The following is a 16648-nucleotide window of genomic DNA, read 5'->3' on the forward strand; positions in this document are numbered from 1 at the left end:
CGACTCACAAGGTCGCGTCATCAACACCTGGGCTGATGTCATCAACCGCGCTAACTTGGGTATGGAAGTAATGCACGAGCGCAATGCTCACAACTTCCCGCTCGACTTGGCTGCTGGTGAAACAACTCCCGTGGCTTTGGTTGCTCCTTCCATCAACGGTTAATTTTTAACTCTTGATTGACAAAAAGCGCTCCTAGAAATAGGGGCGCTTTTTGTTTGGGAAAATATATTTTTATCAGGTTTGTAGTGAGGACTTTAGTCCTTTGATGCGGAGGGCTGCCGCTTCTTCTCAATATACTGCTGGTGGTAATCCTCGGCCATATAAAATTCACCAGCGGGTTTGATTTCGGTGGCAATATCTTTGTCGTATTTACCGGAAATTTGCAATTTTTGTTTGGATGCGCGGGCGGCTTTTTCTTGTTCCGAATTGTGATAAAAAATGACTGACCTGTACTGTTCGCCTCTGTCGGGGCCTTGGCGATTGATTTGGGTTGGATCGTGACAGTTCCAGAATATATCTAGCAGTGTTTCGTAACTGATTTGCGATCGATCGTACTCCAAGAGCACTGCTTCAGCGTGACCGGTAACTCGGGCGCAAACGTCGAGGTAGCAGGGATTCGGCCAGTGACCTCCTGTGTAGCCCGCAGCAGTCGAGATGACACCCGCAACGGCGCGAAACTTGTGTTCGACTCCCCAAAAACAACCGGCGGCAAATGTGGCTTTTTCCATTGTGTTAAGAAGAAGGAAGAGTTGACAGTTGACAGTTGACAGTTGACAGTTGATAGAAGGAAGAATAGAAATGGAAGTCGGAAGAAGGAAGAACAGAAATAGAAGTCGGAGGACGGCTTTAGTTATCGTCCCGAGAGAAGTGATAAGACATATACAGCAAGCTTTTTAGCGATCGATATTTTATTTTTAATTAGGTGAATTTATTTAATTATTGTATTGGGCTCAAACTTGGCACTCTTATTATGGTTGACAGATTCCCATTAGTGTGCATTCCCAGACTAATCGCGGCTGTACGTAGTTTAGCAAATATTGTCGGGCTTTTTCTAAGGGTTCTAAGGGCGATCGGCTAATTCGGCCTGCCAAAAATTGCTGCCAGTAACAATGCTGTAAATAATCAATTAACCACAACTGAGATTCAGTATCTAAAGTTTTATCAATTTCCTTAGCCAATTCCAAAGCTGAGCGCAAATTTTGAGGCAACTGCTTGACTTTTTGCAGCAAATCCTCGGGTATTGATTGCAGTTGTTGCCAAATAGCAATTGCTTCTCCAGGACTTCCCTGCGCCATCCCGATTACCTCGGGATGGGATAAAATCTCGGCAAATCCCCCTTGCTGCAAAACTTGTCTCATTGCTTCGGGATTCAGCCGCGAAAACTGGATTTTTTGACAGCGGGAAATCAACGTGGGTAGCAAAGCTTCCACAGTCGGAGCAATTAAAATTAGCGCTGCTTTTCCCGGTTCTTCCAAGGTCTTCAACAAGCCGTTGGCTGCTCCTTCGCCCATTGTTTCTGCTTGTTCTAAAACTACGACTGAACGCCCAGCTTCTAGTGGTGGCCTACTCAGAAATTCGCCGATTTCGCGAATTTGTTCTAGGCGAATTTGGGGCGGTGCTTTTCGCTTTAATCCTGCTTCCTCTGCTTCTTTTGCGGAAAGCCGTTTGCCTTGGTTCATGTAGGTTGGTTCTACCCAGAGTAAGTCTGGATGATTTCGCTGTCGGACGCGATTTTGCACGGATTCTCTCGATCGCCTTTCGGGAAGATTTACTGAGAATAAAAGCTCGATGAAACACTGTGCTGCTAAGCTTTTGCCGGTGCCGTTGGAGCCGACAAATAGATAGCCGGGAGCAATTCGGTTGCGATCGACTGCTTGGGTCAGCAATTCTACTGCTCGATCTTGCCCGATCAATGATGTGAAATATTCCATGTTTTAAGAGTGATAAATACAGCGTATTCCAAGTTTATGAGGTACATTGACAAGTTAAATTACTAACATGAAGGTAACATTAACATCATTCCATTTAGTTTAGTTGAGATGACTGCCCATGATATACTCGCAATACAGTTGGCATTGTAAAAATTAGAATTGTAAAAATGTTTATTTTTTATGTTTAATTTAACAAAAAATATATTTCTCCGGTATCTACTTGACTTTGCCCCTAATCTTGTTGTATATTATTTAATGATAGGAGGTTTGCCAAAATAATATTTTGACATAAGATTTAAATCATTAAGCAGTAAAATTAGTTAAAGTGTTAGCTTTTCTGCCCATTTATGAAAACAATTCCTCTGCTCGCCATAAGTTTTTTAGTAGCAATTTTAGCAAGCGCGATCGGCATAATCTCAGTCCAGAACGCCGCGCCAGTAGCCTTAAGCTTTATCTTGTTTAAATCCATACAGATTCCTGTAGGATTAGTATTGGCCATGAGCATTAGTGCGGGACTGATAGGCGGTGCAGTGCTACAACCGCTTTGGAACCTTTCAGATTCCCAAGACTCGCGTCCTAGATTTCAAGCAAATCCCGAAGACTCGGACACCGCAGAATATTAAGTTAATTTTTCACACCTTCGATGGAATAAACCTGACCTTCAATCAGCAGCCGAGTAATTCCTTTGGCTAGCAAGTAAGGCGCGGCTTTTTGCAACAGCCTGCCGTCGGGAATCTTGAAAACTCTTTGATTGCGAGTAGAAAATCGGCGCGCCACTCGGTGATTATCAAAAACTGGTAGGGTTTTCTCGCGAATTTCGGCCGCCGGAATTTGACCGAGTTCGCCAAATGCTTTCAGAGGTCTGGTGATTAACTCTGCCGCCCGATCGACTACTAAATAGCAAATTTTGGGCACAGATGCTTCGCTTAAAGGCAAAACTTGAATCGGGCCTATAGCCCGAAGTTCTATCGACTCTCCGGACATCGAACCCAGCAGACTCCCTTCAAACAGAGAATCTTCATCCTCTAAATCTTCGTCGAAGTCGTCATCATCCTCATCCTCATCCTCATCCTCATCCTCCTCATCCTCATCCTCATCCTCATCTTCGTCGAAATCGCTAAAATCTTCACCACCAAGCATTGCCTGTAGTTCCCCAGTCACAACAGCACGGTGGCTGGGTTCGGCAAGATTGCCTGCTGGGGCATCTGGTAAATCAGAAACCTCGAAATCCGACTGTAAAGTTCCTGGAATTTCGATTTCTGGTACAGGTTGGGTGGCTGATACAGAACGCTTTCGGATCGTCGGCCTCGAATTTGGGGCTGACTGCGTGACGGGGAGTGACTCAGACAGGGGAGTATCTCCAGGGGCGATGGAGTTCTTAGCCGGCGATTCAGCAGCCGTTTCTGTTGGTTGAGAAAGGCTGCTGGTGCTACGATCGGACGAACGCTTTTGTTTTTGCTGGACTAGAAATGCGTATTCTAACTCGGACAAAGCCCCCTGAATGATGCGCCTTACAGTCGAACTACTCACTCCGTAGCGCTTGGCCAGAGTGATAGTATTCTCGTCCGACTGTCGGTACAGCCGGAGGAGTTCCCGTTTGTCTGAATCGGAGAGTTTTGTGGGCGTCATGCCAAGTTTTCCAGCAAAAAGACGTGAAAAGACGTAGGAAGTGCGATCGGCAAAGTATGATTTTTTATTTTCGATTTGAAGCTGAGAGATGCAGGCAAGGGCAAAAAAGCTTTCACGTTCCCCTCCCTTGCCGAAGCAACCCCAATCTCAAATCGCTACGCGGTGCGACGAGTCCGCCTGCTTTGACGAGAACGGGTGGAGATGTCATGTTCCAAAACAGCTCCTATTCCGAACAGGATGCCACTGAAAACAAAAAAGACTTCCAGCAAACTGCCACTTTGATAACTACCCTCAGCCTGAGTATCGCGCCATTTGAAGTACATATCTGCGATGTAAAGCGAAAAAGTTGCAGCCGCAATCATTCTCCAAGATTGGGAGAAACGTCCTCCCCAAAAGGCCAGCAGCAGCGCAGTAGCAATAATCAGCAGAAAAACGTCCCCGACGATGTAAAACAAATTGATTGCATAGGCGTAAGGTGATAGTTGCTTGTCAAGTGCCATCACCCATTCGGGAGCTTTAGTTACCTCTGCTGATTCTTCCGATGCCGATTTAGCAGCCGCTGCTGCCGTTCCTTTTGCCTTTGACTGAGCCGAATTGTCCAAAGCAGGGGCTTTTCCTTTGGCAGCCGTTGAGTCAGGTGCAGATCCTGTAACTACTTCCTGGGGAGCTGCCGGAGCCATTCCTAGCTGTTGTCTCCAAGAGTCGGGCGCAGCAACCCAGATAGCTACAGCAATCCCAAAGGCTGCTATTGCCGCTAACAAACCCCATTGCCAAAATTCTAGATTCAGTCGCTTGGAAGTCACAGCTAGAACCATGCCTCCGATCAGTACCACATAGCTGCCCAGATAAAACGCATCTGCTGGGGACACATCTGGGTCTAACTCGAAATAGAGTTCCCAAATCCCGAACAGCACGCCGGCGATAAAATAGAAGAGCATCCCCAAACCAATTCCCAGCCAGACGTTACGCCCGCTTGCCATGTGGGGGCTTTTCCAGTTTCTCAAACAGACTAAAGACGCTCCAAGGTATGCCCCGCATTCAAAAACATAAGTGCCGATCGAGTACCAAGGCGGTAAACCATCTTCTTGTGAAAGAGGGACGCTGAACAGCAAAAAGAACAGCAGCGCCATGACAGCCCAGACAATGCCCACAATCACGAGGGTCTGAGCTGATAGTAAAGAGGTAGATGTAGATGACTTTTCTGAAGTGCTACTCATAGGGATTTCACGATACCTAACTAGCGGTTGAACGCACCCCATCTCAATCTTTGATTGTAGATGAGGATTCTTTCGCCAAAGAACCTTGATCTGACGCTCCCGGAAAAACTGCCGTCCTCAGCGTGTCGTGGGGATTTTTGCCCTCGTACACTCTCGGAAGACTAAGCAAAAATACTATCTATTTACTAATTAAAAGAATTAGTTCTTAGTCGATGTTTTGCCCGGGAACAGATGATAGAAATACGGTCTGCGCCTTCACCATTAAGGCTTTTACCGTAGCCTATTAAACTCGGAAATTATATCCTCAAATGTTGCTTTCTCTGTTTTTGGCTTTCACACTCCCCCACTCATATCAATGATTTTGGGTGGGAACTGCGATCGGATTTTAGTTAAATTGCCAGACTGTAGCTGGCCTCTTAACTGATTTAACAGTTATGTCGCTCGATCGATACAAGTTGGCAATCCAACCTGTATCTCCCTTGCCCCCGACAGTGAAATTATCTCAGCTCGATTATCTGGGCCCAATTGTCAGAGCAATTGTCAAAGATTTTCTATGCTGCGATCCACAACTTGTTGAGGGCTGATTGTTTCAGCCAATCGAGAAACTGAGTGCGATCCTGTGCTGGCATATCTTGCAGCACATCGCTCACTCCCTCAGCGAAGTCGGTATTGCCAAAATATGATTTGCCCAAACGGTGAAGTTCTTGCAATAAGGTTTTGAGATGTTGCTCTTGCCAAGGGGGCACCTTATGATTTTGCAAGGGACTAACGGTCAGCCAATTTTTGATCGCATCAGCGGAGTCTGCCTGGGGGAAGTTTCCTTGCTGAAATACCTTGGTGATATCTTTCTGAAACGATGTGGCTTGCCTTGCGCCTAAGAGGTCTTCTACATCGAAGTAAACAGCTTGGAGGAGCAGCAGACAGCCCTGCGCGAATAGCGGTGCTTTAGCCGATTCTGTACCTGCCGGTTCTTCACCGGCAAGCTGATCTAAACGGACTTTTCCCCAAACGCTATATCTATCCGGCTCTTCTAGCAGAACGCAGGCTTTGCCTCGGTTGTCGGTTAAATCCCGCCACAAGGCTCTGGCGTCTTCTGCTTGCTTGCCGTTGAAGGCGCTGATTAGGCGAAAAGTCTGCCCCTGATAATTGAGAATGGGAATTTGTTGATCCCGTTTTGGGTGTTGAAAATTGGATATTTCAACATCCTGCCGTTTCAGAATAAACATGACACTGCGATTTGACTCCTGTCATGGCCGAGGTGCTGTGCTTTTGAAGCTTTCCAGGCTTTTAGGCTTGGAGGTGCTTGATTCAACGATTTCACTTTAATTAGCAGGATTTCCCTCCTCAAGCGTTCCGATACTTTTTTGCTAACAAATGCTAACAAGTATCTAAGCTGAGATTGTCTCTCAACCATGGCATATGAACTAATGCACGAAGGAAATTCCCCCGCGCACAACTTACGACTGCTGTACTGGCAACGCTTGATTTCTGAGCTCGTGCCGATCGGGCGATTGACTATTTTGCTTTGATGCCGTAGAGGAAGCTTATATATAGGCTCCCTACCATCAGGGATTTTCACCTGAGTCTTTCAATCCTAGTTCTACCACATTTTTCTCAAATATCAAGTCGAGCAGAATGTTGGCAAACATCATCAAAGATCGGCAAAGATCGGCAAGTTAGTCACGATTGCCTCAACTCATGCCTAAAATCAGGGGAGGATTTCTGGTTTTTCGATCTTGTGGCCTACGTTTGAGGCTTTGTCACTATCGAATTTTAACAATTGTGTTGTTTGCAGGTGAGTCCCTCCAGCTTTTGTGAATTGCTATCCTGGACGCAAGGGCACTCTCATCACTAGCGTGTTCGCTCCCGATCGCGCCGCGCTCCACATCGTAGTTTTTTAGATAGAACCGGTTTCTGTCTAAGTTAAAAAATATTTACTTGCTCGATCGCACACTCCACCGATACAATGATACTGTTAAAGATTTTTTGAGTTGGGTGCGTAACTCAGTTGGATAGAGTAGCTGCCTTCTAAGCAGCGAGCCGCAGGTTCAAGTCCTGCCGTACCCGTTAACCAAACCTATACATGACAATAGTTTCAGACGTTTTCCCCAAAGCTGACAGACTACCTGAAACCTTGTTTGTTTCGCAGTTGTTGCGGATTCGGGCATCCAAAACACCATGAAATTCGTCCTGAAGCCCGACCTGCCAAATTTGGCAAATCTTCCGGCTTCCGCGCGATCGACACTCCTACGCCTCTTCCTCTTATGTTTGACAAGCGAATTTCTGCATGTTCCGCCACGTGATTTATCGGTGGAATCAATCCCAAATCGAAAATCTCAAATCCTCTCTTCCCCCGAATTTATCCGTGGGGTCGCCTCTAAAATCTAAAATTTAAAATCTACAATCTAAAATCGATTGACACACCGGATGTGTTATCATAAAAAGTCTTTTGTGTCAATAGCCGATCGCCCAAAAGTTAAAACAGCAGCAGGCGATTGTGGGTCGAGAAGCCCTCAGGAGTTATCCTTAGTGATCGGGCTATTTTTGGACAGGTTTGGATATGTTAAGAGCAATTTTATTTCATATACCCCAAAATTTAATGCTATTACTCGACCGCAGCGCGATCGACCAGTTACAGCCGGTATTGGCGCAAGCAACCGGAATGCCGATCGTGGCATCGGAAAATACCGCCACAATTGCACTGGTATTGGTTGCTGTGGGAATTCTGGGTTGGGGATTTTATCGCGCCAGACCTTTTGGCAAACTGGGAATGTTAGCTTGGTTGCAGTCAGTGGTGCTGATGAGTCCGTGGCTGCTGTTCTTTGGTTTGTTCGGTGCCGGGATTTACCTAAATCTAGTGGCGGTATTGTTGCTGCTGGTGACATCCACGGGATTGTACATTTATCTGGGCAGGCAATTGCGGAAGGCAGCAGCCGATGCAGTGATCGACTCGCGCCCCGATCCGGCCCAGATCGAGTCCCAAAGCGATGGAAACTCCCCTGCAAACGAACAACGGGTACCAGCAAAAGAAATTATTAAGATCGTCACATCGCCTGCAACTAATGAATTAGAAATAATTCCCGTTCCAGTTGAAGACCTCAAGGCAATTCAAGGCATCTTTGGCATCGATACTTTCTTTGCTATAGAAACGATTCCCTATCAAGATGGGGTAATCTTGAAAGGCAATCTCCGGGGAGACCCAGAACAAGTACACTCGCGTTTGACGGCAAGTTTGCAAGAAAGATTGAACGATCGCTACCGCCTGTTTTTAGTAGAAAATCAGGACGAGAAGCCGGTAGTTATTATCTTGCCCAGCACAAACGACCCGCAGCCCACTACCCTATCTCAAAAAATCCTCGCAGTCGTACTGCTACTAGCAACAATTGCTACCAGTTTGGAAACAGCCGGTTTGCTGCTGAGTTTCGATTTCTTTAACTCGCCTGGTAGATATCCAGAAGTGCTGCCAATTGCGGCGGGAATTTGGGCGGTTTTAGGTTCAGGCGAAATTGCTCGCCGAGTGCTGGCAAATCAGTACAAGGTTGGCTTGAGTTGGCCGTTTTTTATACCAACTTTTCAGATAGGTTCTTTTGGGGCGATCGAGCGTTTTGAGTCGCTGCTTCCCAACCGTAAAGTTTTGTTTGACATTGCTTTTGCTGGGTCAGCCGCTGGGGGAATAATTTCTCTGCTCATGCTGGTAACGGGTTTGCTGCTTTCTCACCCCGGCAGTTTGTTTCAAATTCCCGCAGAGTATTTCAAGGGCTCGGTTTTGGTGGGAACTTTGGCAAAAGTGGTTTTGGGTGCGGCGTTGCAGCAACAGATTGTTGACGTTCACCCGCTGGTAGTTATTGGTTGGTTGGGCTTGGTAATCACGGCGATTAATTTGATGCCTGCGGGACAGTTGGACGGAGGTAGAATTGTGCAAGCAATCTACGGCCGGAAAATTGCCAGTCGCGCTACTTTGGCGACGTTTGTGGTGCTGGCGATCGCTTCTTTAGTTAATCCTTTGGCTTTGTATTGGGCGATCGTGATTCTGATTTTACAGCGGAATCTGGAGCGGCCGAGCCTTAACGAGCTGACTGAACCTGACGACGCTCGCGCAGCTTTGGGTTTGTTGGCTTTGTTCTTAATGATTTCTGTACTTTTGCCCTTGACTCCCGCTTTAGCTGGGCGTTTAGGAATTGGCAACTAATCATCTGACCATTGGTGGGCTGGGTGCGCTTGGGCGCACCCCAGATATTTATGAATTAACCCAATAGAAAAGCTCGGAATTTGTTTAAACTTAATTTAGCAAGTAAAAATCACGGATATGAGCATCTAGGCTAAAGTTATGGCTAATCAACTTCCTCCTGTATTGGTAACTTTTGATGCGGATGTTTTGATGGCTGGCAGAACCCAAGTTTGGCAAGAATATGCCAAGGTGGGAAGTTGCTATCTCCCGGAAGTAGTGTATGACGAAATAGATTATCTGACAGGGAAAGCGGTAGAAAAAGCTCAAGAGCAAGTGGCCAGAGAGTTTATGCGCTTTTTTGCAGATAGTGGCTGGATTGTGACTGATGCTCAAGAAACGCATCGGGGCCTAGAACCCTCGATGAAAAATCAAAGCGCACAAGCAATGCTAGTAGTAGCTACAGCTCAGTGCGTTTACGGTCTGGCTCAGGAACATCCCGACGCACTGGTGGTGTTTGTGTCCAACAGTCAGCCTCTGCTGAAGCGGATAGCTTCTGTGGGGGCTGCGAATCTTTGCGGCATTACTGCGGCGATGCTGTTAAATTGGGCGAGGAAAGCGGAACGCCCGCCGGCTGCGACTCAGCAATTGCAAAGTTTGATGCGAACTTTAGCCGATCGCCAATCAACTCAGCGCTCTAACAGTAGAATACAGAATGCTGGTGTTGGCAAAACCGGGACATCTGTTAGCAAGTTCACGATGCGTGGCGCTTCTGATTTGGACTCGCCCAGTAGTTCTACTAAAACTAATCAAACGGGTTTGAGTGGGAGCCCCCGTAAGAGTTCGCGCACCAATGCCAAAAAGCCGGTGCCCAGTCGCGAGGAACGGAAAGATTACGAGCCGGCTGTATATCGGATCAAACACATTACGCCTCCGAAAAAAAGGGATGGCGGTTTTCTGTCTGGTGCGTTCAATTTTTTGGGAGCGTTATTTTTCTTGACGGTAGCGGTGGGTATTTTGTGGCGAGTGTTGGATGCTCGGGGTTTTAGAAAGACTTTTGTACCGGCTCTACCGCAGCCTGTGCAACAATTTGTCAAGTCGATCGACCCTAAATGATATATCGGTCTGAAAATTCCGCTTTCTAGCTTCAATAAGGACTATCACCATCGACAGCAAGTAGCAAAAGTCTGTGATAGCCTTAATCTGTAATTGCCAGCCCGGTTAATTGGTAACTATTCACAGATTGAGAACACATCAAAATAAGCGAGAAAGCATTAGCGGAATTAGATTTTACATCTTTGCGCGATCGCAAATTTTTTCCTTCTCCTGTCTAATTTATTAATTTTTATCATTTATAAGGTTTGATCGTTCGGACTTCAGTCCGCATCAAAAATCAAAGGACTGAAGTCCCATGGCAAACGCATCTAATACCAATTTAAAAAATCCTTGCTGCAACACTCTTAGTTGACTTTGTTTACTCAAGTATTGTCGCGCTTTGTGTCGCTGTCAGATTTTCTGTATTTTTTTTGTACGATCGATGAATCCACACCCTACCAATATTGTTGCATTAATTTTTCAAATTGGCATGAATTCTGTAAGCATTACCTAGCAAGGGTTTCAGCATTTGGGAACACAAATGCACAATAGCCCAAACCTTTGTCTAGCAAGCATCCTAAAAATAAGATGCGTTTGTTCTGAGAAGTCCGAACCCTCAAACCTATTTTATAGGGGTTGTTCGAGCAATAATCCGGACAGTTTTTTTGGGGTGGTGGCTGAAACTGGCATTCTACCGTTAAGATTTCAGCGTCTGAAGAAGCTGAAACCCTTATTATACCGTTCGCGATAAAAAAATGTCCGGACTATTGTTCAAGCCGACATAATATTAATTAAGATTTCACTATTTGCGCCGAATTTAAAAATGCTGAACTGGAACGAAATAATTAGTGGATTAGCCTTAGCTATTGCGGGTTTTATTTATGCTGTATTCTTTTTTGTAGTTCTTCCCTTCAGACAGTACGATTATGCGGCACCGATTTGGGCGATAGGAATTGCGATCGGCCTTACAGTAGGAATGAATTGGCTACTATCTGAATCCTTGCTGAGTGGGTGGATTTGGGTAGCTGCATTATTTGGTTTTCAGATACCCCTGATGCTTTTTTGTAGCGAGTTTCTGGGAGATGGACTTTTGCTCCCGAGTCTGTTATTTTTCGGAACAATGGTAGTAGGAGTTACGAGCGTTTATACCAATTTTTCACAAGCAAAAACACTGTTGATTGTGAGTTTCTGTACAGTATTTTTCCTAACTTTAATGTACATATCTTTCATTGGTGGCTATGTGCTCAGAGGCAAAAATCCGTTTCATGGTTCTTCAAAGCAAATGCTGCCGCTGTTGAATCAGAAGGTAGAAATTCACACTGACGATCCCAAACAATTGCAATTCAATGGTAAAACAGGCGAACTCACTCAGATCGATCGCTATGAAGTGACAGTCAGGCTAGATGATGATAAAGTATTCTGGCCTTATGTCCAACTTTGGTGGGAAGATGTCAAGCCTGCTAACTAACAGAAATCCTCAGAGTTATCAACCCTCAATAACTTTCTCCCCTTGTCTTCTCTGTGCGCCCTCAGCCCCATCTGCGGTTTATTTCGAGCCCCGAATTCTGTCAAGCAATTTTAATAAACCCGCACTGACTAAGCCTCCTGCAATTCCCAAAAGCAGACTCAACACGAGAACTTGACTGGCCGACATCGGATTTTCCGGGCTAGCGGGGCTTTTGATTTGGCTGGCGTAGATGCTGGCGGCGACTCCGCTGGTGCCAATTCCCACGCCCACTGTACCAATGGTAAAGTTTAAAGTGCGATCGCTCTTAGCCCTCTCAATCTCGATAATCCCCTCTACAGTCTCGATCGCATTTTCCAACAACCGCAAACCCGCACTCAAACTTCTATTATCCGCTTTAACTTGGGTGACATACTTTTCCTCAGCAAAATCGCTGAAACTTGCCATAAATTTTAACTCATTTTTGTCATTTCCCATTCTTTCCGCTATAGTTTCTAGCCGTTTATTATAGTTGTTCAGATTAGTTTTAATTGTATTTTCTTGTTCTTCCAATCGACTAATATAATTAGCATAAATCGAAAAAATTGTCAAGCAATAGACCAAATTTTGCTGCAATTGTTTCAAGTCAACTTTAGCAGCATTGACTTGTTCTGGCAGTAGGCTGACAATTTCTTGAATCTTCCGCGAAGCATCCTTGAGATTCGACTTAAGTTGGCGGCTTTGTTGATAAGCCCAAATCACTTTATTGCGGTATCCAAATAATCGGAGGAACTGCGGATAAAGTTTAGTCATTTTTTGGCGAGTAGTGGGAATTGATGCCTCGCCACTGTTAGAAAACAAGCAAATTAACACATGATAATTTTGGCTGATATTGCCTCTATCTCCCGGAGGTAGCCACAATTCATAAAAATTTGCCCCTAAAAATTGCCCTGATGCTTTTAAATCCCGATCCCATTTAGCATTCGGGACTAACTCAAGTTTGTTGTAGCAATTTTTGGCAGTTTTTAAAGCATCTTGCCCGCTAGTCAATTCACCCCAAACTAGCCAACTTTGACCGATAGTAGCAGGTTGATTGAAGCGCGAGATGATTGTAGATTTCAGCCATTCTAAACAATCGATTTCTTTGGGTACAAATTTCTTATCGCTGTCGGGTTCTATTTTGCCGGATAAGTCAAACTGCACCGCATAAGTATCGCCGAATTTGACAGGATAAGCATAGCCATCGAGGGGAGATTCAAATGCTACTACTTTTTGGTTGCCGAGTAAATCGATGTAATCACCGATTTCGGTTTCAGCTTGTTCGATTTGTGTTTGCTGTGGCTGCGAGAGTTTATCGCCATAGATTTTTTGCCAAAACTGCTGGCGGTTTTGGCTGATTTTGTCTTCACTTTGTCCGATACCGTCGGCTAAATCGTAGACAAACAAATCGACGGTAGGGTAAATCAGCCAATTTTCGTTAGTCATGGGTGAAACTGTCTGCTATTGACGATAAAATTGTATCGCGACTTGCTTGCACTGAATCCCCAGCTTGCAAGATTTTTCCCAGAATTTTTTTTAACCCTCGCGGCTTAACTTTGGTATCGATTTCATTGATGATTTTTGGTAAATTTGTTAAATCGCTGATATCGCTGGCTGCGTTACTAATTTCGGGGTTAGTAGTGTTTTCTTTTTCAGATTCACTATCCGGCAAAACATCTAATCCTTTGCTACGTTCATTGCTATGATACATCAACCAATTATGAGTTTCTTCATAAGCAGCTAGCAGAGGGGGATGCAATTCGGCAAGTCTTTCGATATCGATAATTGTGAAAGCTTCATCAATTTTATTAAACTCTAATTGAACTGGTGCGGGTAGCGGTTCTGTTTGTTGGAGTACCGCGCCAATGAAAGCTGTAAAAATATCGTCATTATTATTTTTCATCATAATCCCGTTAGAGTGAAGGCTGCCCAGTAATACGGATGTTGATAAGGTTGGTCTGATTCCATTTTAGCCAAGTTTTGCTGATTGCTTTTAAAGAATCGGCGCAGGCTAACTTCAGCTACAGAAAGTTCGCTGCTGTTTTCGGAAATCTTGTCAATTTCCCGCTGATACCAAGCGGCTAAATCTTCGCGGGTGGCTGATTGCAGCCATTTTTGAGAATTTGCTAAGGCGACGGGTAGCGAATCGCCCTCTTCTCGCCACCGTCGGTAAAAGTCTATCATTAATAACGTACTCGCCCCGGATTGGACTGGCCACAGGGTACTGACGACAAAGCCAACTCCCGCCCGCATAAAACCGCTAGTCAATCCTACATATTCGGCGAGAATTGTTTGCTTGTCTGTGACTGCGGTTTCGCAGGCGGAAAGGCAGATTAATTTGTAGTTACTGAGGTTGAGTTGGATGATTTCTTTGACTGTTAATCGGTGAGTATCGCTTAAGTATAAAGTTGATTGTTGAGGATTGTCAAAATCATAGCTACCGTGTCCGGTAAAGTGAAAAATGTTGTGGGGCTGTGGCAATAATTTGGTGACTTCATCGAGGGTAGCTGCATTTTCTCCCCGTCGGGTAGAGTTGGCAAACATTCGGCAAATAATTTCGGATTCTATCTCGGCGGCTGGTAAAGGAAGCAATTCTTTTCGTTTGCCGTTTTCATCAATGATTATACTGTTGGGATTTTCGATACTGAGGATAGAATTCACTTCCCCTTCTTCAACCCGCGGAGGCGGGTTTTGTCTGTGTAGCCGCGAATTCCATTCGCCGACTGTATTTGGTGTATTTGCTGTATTTGCCGCAGTTGGAGGATTCAACCGATGTTTCAAATTCAACCCAAATTGAGCGCTAGGCAAATAACTAACCACAAAATCCCGACTAAACAAAGCATGAATCGGGAAGCGGTGCAAGTCCCGATGCGGAATCAAAATTAACTGGGTAATTCCCTCTAATTGCTGTTCAATCGCATCAATTTTCAGGATTGCATTGAGTCGGGCAAATTTACTTGCCATTCCCCCACGCCAAGGATGATTTACTTGACTTGTTTTCTCCTTAGATTGATAGTCGGTGTATTGTTGATTCCACTCCTTCACCCATTTTTCAAGTTCATCGGGAAAATCGCTGAAACAGGTTTCGGGAGACAACAAGCCATCGGATTTAATGATGAATGTTGTCAGGGATGCGTCGCTGAGATGCCAGTAAATCGCGGCTGTTGTCGGATTGAGGAGTTGCTGAATTTGGGCGTGAGTGACTGTCTCTTCTGTTTCGTAATCGGGAATTGGCAAGGCATCCACCAGCCAAGATAAGCAGACATTTTTATCGGTTTCTGCTGTGGCTAAGGCTTCGGCAAACTGCCCAGATTGCATGAATATATTTACGGTTAATTGTTCAAAGCTAACTAATTTGTCGGTGAGTTGCTGTTGGGTGAGTTGGGAATAGTTTTGCTGTTTCAGTAAGCGTTGCAATAAATCGGTGGCATCTCGTCGTAATTTATTTGCTTCATCAGTTTGCTTTAAGCTGACTAAGGTTTTGATTAATTTCTGCAATACTTGTAGATGCAGTTTTAGGAAAGTATCTGGTGTTAGAGTTTTGAGGGATTCTTGGTAGTTGGTGGTGGCTTTATTCCAATAGGTGTTGGGAGAAGTGAGTTTTCCGCGACTATAATGAGCATCTCCTAGTGCTTGATGCAGTTCTCCATATCCTTCGGGGTGGGTATTTTGTTGGCAATACTCTAAGCCTGTTTTTAATGTTAATATTTGACCTTCATAGCCGCGCTGTGTCAGGTTGTGAGTTATGAGAGTTCTGGTTACTGGTGGAGATTTAGGGAATTGTCCCTGTAAGATTTCATAAACTAGCAGCCTATGTTTAGGTGCATTTTCGACTGCTATACTCCGATTTTTCCAGGCTGCGTGGTCATCTGGTTTGATTTCTAAAGCTTTGTCACAGGATGCGATCGCCTCTTCTAACTTTCCTAAATGATACAGTACACCGCTCCGATCGAACCAGGCTTCCTCTTTATCTAGTTTAATTTCTAAGGCTTTGTCGTAGGATGCGATCGCCTCTTCTAACCTTCCTAACTTACGCAGTGCAAGGCCCCGATTGAACCATGCGTTGTGCTCATCTGGTTTAATTTCTAAAGCTTTGTCCCAGGATGCGATGGCATCTTCTAACTTTCCGAAATTATCCAGTGCAATGCCCATATTGTACCAGGCTTTGTCAAAATCTGGTTTGATTTCTAAAGCTTTGTCGAAGGATGCGATCGCCTCTTCATATTTGTTGAAATTGTCACAAAGAATACAGCCCCGATTAATCCAGGCTTGGTAAAAATCTGGTTTGAATTCTAAAGCTTTTTCGTAGGATGCGATCGCCTGTTCAAACAAGCCTAAATCATTTTGTTCTTTCCCTCGCTTATACCAAACCTCAGCCTCCAGCCCCCGCGCCAATTCCTGAAGCGATGACACCGCATCCGCAGACGCTGTACTCCCCTGCGCGCCCTCCAACAATCGAGATCCAAACCTCGGCAACCAAGCCGCCAAATCACCATTTTTAATTTGTTTTGCGATTAAGAATTCCGCAACATCGCCTCTTCCCCAGCCCTGATTCACCCATTCTAGAAGTTTCATCAACTTCGCCTCGTATTCCGCATCAGTCAAAGTTGGAAGAACCCCCCTCAGTCCCCCCTTGCTAAGGGGGGAAGCAAGATTTGTTCCCTCTTTCCCCCCCGCTGTTGCTAAGGGGGGAAGCAAGATTTTCTTTCTTGTCCCCCCCCTTACCAAGGGGGGGGGCCAGGGGGGGTTAAAATACTGAGTATAAGCGCACAAAATCCGCTGAATTAATTGTTTGAGGAAGCGCCAGATTTTATCTAACATTGGTGAGATGGTGAGGCGGTTGGTTTTTGTTATTGTAGCAATAATTGTGGGGATTCGCGATCGCCTTGAGCACCCGGCGGTTGAAACCGCGTCTACACAAACAATGTCCGCCTCCGCGGACTAAGAGATCAGTCATTGTAGGGTGCGTCGCCCTAGAAAATCTCTGAATTAGAGCGATAATCTCATAGCGACGCACCTTTGCTATTCAAGGGCTTCTGGAAATAAACCTAATACTTGTTTTTACCGGATATAGACATGAGGTGCGTCGCTATGAGATTTTTCATCTTTTTTTGAGATTGTTGATGG

Annotated in this window: 12 protein-coding genes, 1 tRNA gene and 1 pseudogene; 6 read left to right on the forward strand and 8 right to left on the reverse strand. The window is 45.1% G+C overall.

Annotated features, from left to right (window positions below; genetic code table 11):
* A pseudogene (locus JGK07_RS06645) lies at window positions 1-163 on the forward strand (photosystem II q(b) protein); the annotation flags it as partial.
* A gap of 92 nt (window positions 164-255) precedes the next feature.
* On the opposite strand, the gene msrA reads toward JGK07_RS06645, so the two are convergent.
* Together msrA and JGK07_RS06655 are read right to left on the reverse strand one after the other, a co-directional pair.
* Window positions 256-729, reverse strand: a complete 474-nt coding sequence (msrA, locus tag JGK07_RS06650) for a peptide-methionine (S)-S-oxide reductase MsrA (protein ID WP_293186763.1) — start codon at window positions 727-729, stop codon at window positions 256-258.
* 240 nt (window positions 730-969) lie between these two features.
* Entirely contained in the window at window positions 970-1932 is a 963-nt protein-coding gene (locus tag JGK07_RS06655) for a DNA polymerase III subunit delta' (RefSeq protein ID WP_293241612.1), read from the reverse strand.
* Window positions 1933-2279: 347 nt separating this feature from the next.
* Here JGK07_RS06655 and JGK07_RS06660 point away from each other — a divergent pair, with 347 nt between their 5' ends.
* Entirely contained in the window at window positions 2280-2555 is a 276-nt protein-coding gene (locus JGK07_RS06660) for a LapA family protein (protein ID WP_293224283.1), read from the forward strand.
* Between the two features lies 1 nt (window position 2556).
* Here the strand turns inward: JGK07_RS06660 and JGK07_RS06665 are convergent, their stop codons facing one another.
* The 3 genes from JGK07_RS06665 to JGK07_RS06675 all read right to left on the reverse strand — a co-directional run bounded on the left by JGK07_RS06665 (window position 2557) and on the right by JGK07_RS06675 (window position 6004).
* Entirely contained in the window at window positions 2557-3561 is a 1005-nt protein-coding gene (locus JGK07_RS06665; RefSeq protein ID WP_293224285.1) for a hypothetical protein, read from the reverse strand.
* A 155-nt stretch (window positions 3562-3716) separates the two neighbouring features.
* Entirely contained in the window at window positions 3717-4778 is a 1062-nt protein-coding gene (locus JGK07_RS06670) for a hypothetical protein (protein WP_293224287.1), read from the reverse strand.
* 551 nt (window positions 4779-5329) lie between these two features.
* Window positions 5330-6004 (reverse strand): Npun_F0813 family protein, encoded by a 675-nt coding sequence (locus JGK07_RS06675; protein WP_293189104.1) that lies wholly within the window; start codon window positions 6002-6004, stop codon window positions 5330-5332.
* Window positions 6005-6771: 767 nt separating this feature from the next.
* Here JGK07_RS06675 and JGK07_RS06680 point away from each other — a divergent pair.
* The 4 genes from JGK07_RS06680 to JGK07_RS06695 all read left to right on the forward strand — a co-directional run bounded on the left by JGK07_RS06680 (window position 6772) and on the right by JGK07_RS06695 (window position 11506).
* Window positions 6772-6845, forward strand: a tRNA-Arg gene (locus JGK07_RS06680).
* Window positions 6846-7440: 595 nt separating this feature from the next.
* Complete coding sequence (locus tag JGK07_RS06685; protein WP_293189269.1) at window positions 7441-8967, forward strand: site-2 protease family protein; 1527 nt, start codon at window positions 7441-7443, stop codon at window positions 8965-8967.
* A 138-nt stretch (window positions 8968-9105) separates the two neighbouring features.
* Window positions 9106-10059, forward strand: coding sequence for a PIN domain-containing protein (locus tag JGK07_RS06690; protein ID WP_293186757.1), 954 nt, complete (start codon window positions 9106-9108; stop codon window positions 10057-10059).
* Window positions 10060-10861: 802 nt separating this feature from the next.
* Entirely contained in the window at window positions 10862-11506 is a 645-nt protein-coding gene (locus tag JGK07_RS06695; protein WP_293224291.1) for a hypothetical protein, read from the forward strand.
* A 78-nt stretch (window positions 11507-11584) separates the two neighbouring features.
* On the opposite strand, the gene JGK07_RS06700 is transcribed toward JGK07_RS06695, so the two are convergent.
* The 3 genes from JGK07_RS06700 to JGK07_RS06710 are packed head-to-tail and all read right to left on the reverse strand — an operon-like array spanning window position 11585 to window position 16096.
* Entirely contained in the window at window positions 11585-12967 is a 1383-nt protein-coding gene (locus JGK07_RS06700) for a hypothetical protein (RefSeq protein WP_293176750.1), read from the reverse strand.
* Window positions 12960-13427, reverse strand: a complete 468-nt coding sequence (locus JGK07_RS06705) for a hypothetical protein (protein ID WP_293176748.1) — start codon at window positions 13425-13427, stop codon at window positions 12960-12962. The genes JGK07_RS06700 and JGK07_RS06705 overlap by 8 nt, the downstream gene beginning before the upstream one ends.
* The gene (locus tag JGK07_RS06710; protein WP_293196765.1) at window positions 13424-16096 is read right to left on the reverse strand and encodes a CHAT domain-containing protein; all 2673 of its coding nucleotides are present in this window, start codon (window positions 16094-16096) and stop codon (window positions 13424-13426) included. Before JGK07_RS06710 ends, JGK07_RS06705 begins: the two co-directional genes overlap by 4 nt.
* Between the last annotated feature and the right edge of the window lie 552 nt (window positions 16097-16648).

This window comes from Microcoleus sp. PH2017_24_DOB_U_A, from assembly GCF_020738205.1.
Taxonomy (GTDB): Bacteria; Cyanobacteriota; Cyanobacteriia; order Cyanobacteriales; family Microcoleaceae; genus Microcoleus.